Source organism: Natronospira elongata (genome assembly GCF_034931365.1).
Classification (GTDB): domain Bacteria; phylum Pseudomonadota; class Gammaproteobacteria; order Natronospirales; family Natronospiraceae; genus Natronospira; species Natronospira elongata.
This window is the reverse complement of sequence record NZ_JAYGII010000079.1, coordinates 1-2,357: the sequence shown is the minus strand read 5'-3', so window position 1 is coordinate 2,357 and position 2,357 is coordinate 1. Positions and strand designations below refer to the sequence as shown.

Annotated in this window: 2 protein-coding genes; both read left to right on the top strand. The window is 62.4% G+C overall.

Translation table 11 applies throughout. The features are described 5' to 3' along the window. The first annotated feature begins 6 nt into the window (after nucleotides 1–6). Nucleotides 7–1,776: an SLC13 family permease gene (locus VCB98_RS13755; protein WP_346053506.1), complete on the top strand. Its 1,770-nt coding sequence runs from the start codon at nucleotides 7–9 to the stop codon at nucleotides 1,774–1,776. Nucleotides 1,777–1,997: 221 nt separating this feature from the next. Then, nucleotides 1,998–2,219 carry a type II toxin-antitoxin system RelB family antitoxin gene (gene relB / locus VCB98_RS13750; protein WP_346053504.1) on the top strand — a complete coding sequence of 74 codons (222 nt, stop codon included), beginning with the start codon at nucleotides 1,998–2,000 and terminating at the stop codon, nucleotides 2,217–2,219. Nucleotides 2,220–2,357 lie beyond the last annotated feature (138 nt).

The window sequence follows — 2,357 nt, the reverse complement described above, 5'->3', positions numbered from 1 at the left end:
TCCCACATGGGTTTCGAGGCCTGGGTCACGATTGCCGTGCTTGCGCTGCTGCTGGGCTTGCTGGTTTTCAGCCGCCTGGCGGTGGATGTGTTGTTTGTGGCAGCCCTGGCGGCACTGCTGGTTTTTGGGGTGATCGGGCCGGACCAGGCCCTGGCGGGCTTTGCCAATGAGGGCCTGGCCACAGTGGCGGTGCTCTATGTGGTGGTGGCGGGGCTTCGCGATACCGGTGCGACCCAGTGGATTGCGGCCCGGGTGTTGGGCCGGCCGCGCTCGGCGGTGGGCAGCCAGGCCCGGGTGACGTTGCCGGTGGCGGCTTTCTCGGCCTTTCTCAACAACACCCCGGTGGTGGCGATGATGATTCCCACCATCAGCGAATGGGCGCGCAAGTTCGGTCTGTCCCGTTCCCGCTTGCTGATGCCTCTGAGCTATGCCGCCATTCTCGGTGGCAGCTGCACCCTGATCGGGACCAGCACGACCCTGATCGTCAACGGCTATCTATTGCGGACCGAGGGTGAGCGGGGCCTGGGCTTCTTCGAGATCGCCTGGGTGGGGCTGCCGGTCGCCGTGGCGGGTTTGCTGCTGATGCTGCTGTTTGGGCGCTGGCTGTTTCCGGAGCGCGAATCCATCAGCCGGCAGGTGGAAAATCCCCGTGAGTACAGCGTGGAGATGCTGGTACGCGCCGATGGGCCCCTGGTGGGCCAGACGGTGGAAGAGGCCGGGCTGCGGCATCTGGCGGGCTCCTATCTGGTGGAAATCGAGCGCCGGGGGGAACTCATTCCGGCCGTCTCGCCGAGCGAGCGCCTGCAGGCGGACGACCGGCTGGTGTTCGTGGGGGTGCCGGATGCGGTGGTGGAGCTGCAGAAGATCCGTGGCCTGGTGCCGGCGACCAATCAGGTCTTCAAGCTGGATGGGCCGCGCAGCCAGCGGACCATGGTGGAGGCGGTGGTCTCCGAGTCCTGCCCCCTGGTGGGCCAGACGATTCGGGACGGGCGTTTCCGTAATCGCTATGGGGCGGTGGTGATTGCAGTGGCCCGGGAGGGGCGGCGGCTGAAGGCCAAGCCCGGCGATATCCGATTGCGCCCCGGCGACAGTCTCTTTCTCGAAACCCGGCCGGGCTTTGCCGAGCAGTATGGCTATTCCCGGGATTTTTATCTGGTCAGCCAGCTCAACGATTCCAGCCCGCCCCGACATGAACATGCCCTGCCGGCGGGTCTGTTGTTGGCGGGCATGGTGCTGCTGGCGACCACTGGTTTGCTGAGCATCTTTCAGGCTGCCTTGCTGGCTGCATTGGGTATGCTTGCATTCCGTTGCACCACGGCCTCCAATGCCCGCCGCCAGGTGGACTGGCAGGTTCTGATTGTCATTGGCGCAGCCTTTGGTATTGGCGGAGCCTTGCATGAAACCGGCGTAGCGGAAAGCTTTGCCGCATCCATGGTGGGCCTGATCGGCAGTAACCCCTGGCTGACACTGGCAGTTATCTATGTAATCACGGCCTTGTTCAGTGCATTGATTACAAACAATGCGGCGGCCGTTCTCATGATTCCCGTGGCTTTGTCAGCCGCCCAATCACTCGATGTCAATTTCCTCCCCTTCGCGATCACCCTCATGATCGCCGCCTCGGCAAGCTTCATGACCCCCATGGGCTACCAGACCAACCTGATGGTCTATGGGCCGGGGGGCTATCAGTTCAACGACTACATCAAGGCCGGCCTGCCCATGACCCTCGTGACCGGCCTCGTGGCGGTGGGGATAATCCCGTTGGTCTGGGGTTTTTAATGGCGGCCTCGCGCCAAGATGCTGAGACGCTGAGAAGGATAAAATTCAAAGGATTGCCTCGCGCAAGGAACGCCAAGGGACGCAAAGGAAGGCGGGGGAATGTTCGGGCGGCCTGGCGTGGATCCCGGGAATCGCGGAATTGGGTGGCGTCGGGCTGGCGTGGCCAGCGGTTCGGGAGCACAATGAATACATTGATTACATGTATTCATTAGGAGGCTCCCATGCCGACCACCGTTCGCCTCAGCCCAGAGGCCGAGAATCGCCTTAACCGGCTCGCAAAGGCTACCGGGCGCAGTAAGGCGTTTTATCTTCGCCGGCTGGTCGAAGACCATCTCGACGACCTCGAAGACATCTATCTCGCCGAGCAGCGTCTCGAGGAGCTGCGTGCTGGTCGTAGTCATACCGTAAAGGCTGAGGATGTCTGGGGTGATTTGGCAGATTGAGTTTGAGCAAGCCGCTGCCAGGGAATTCAGAAAGCTTGACCCACAGACTCAGCGGCGAATCCGAGACTACCTGAAGAACCGTGTCCTTGCGGTGGACGATCCGCGGTCGAAGGGCAAGGCTCTCAAGGGGTCGATGCA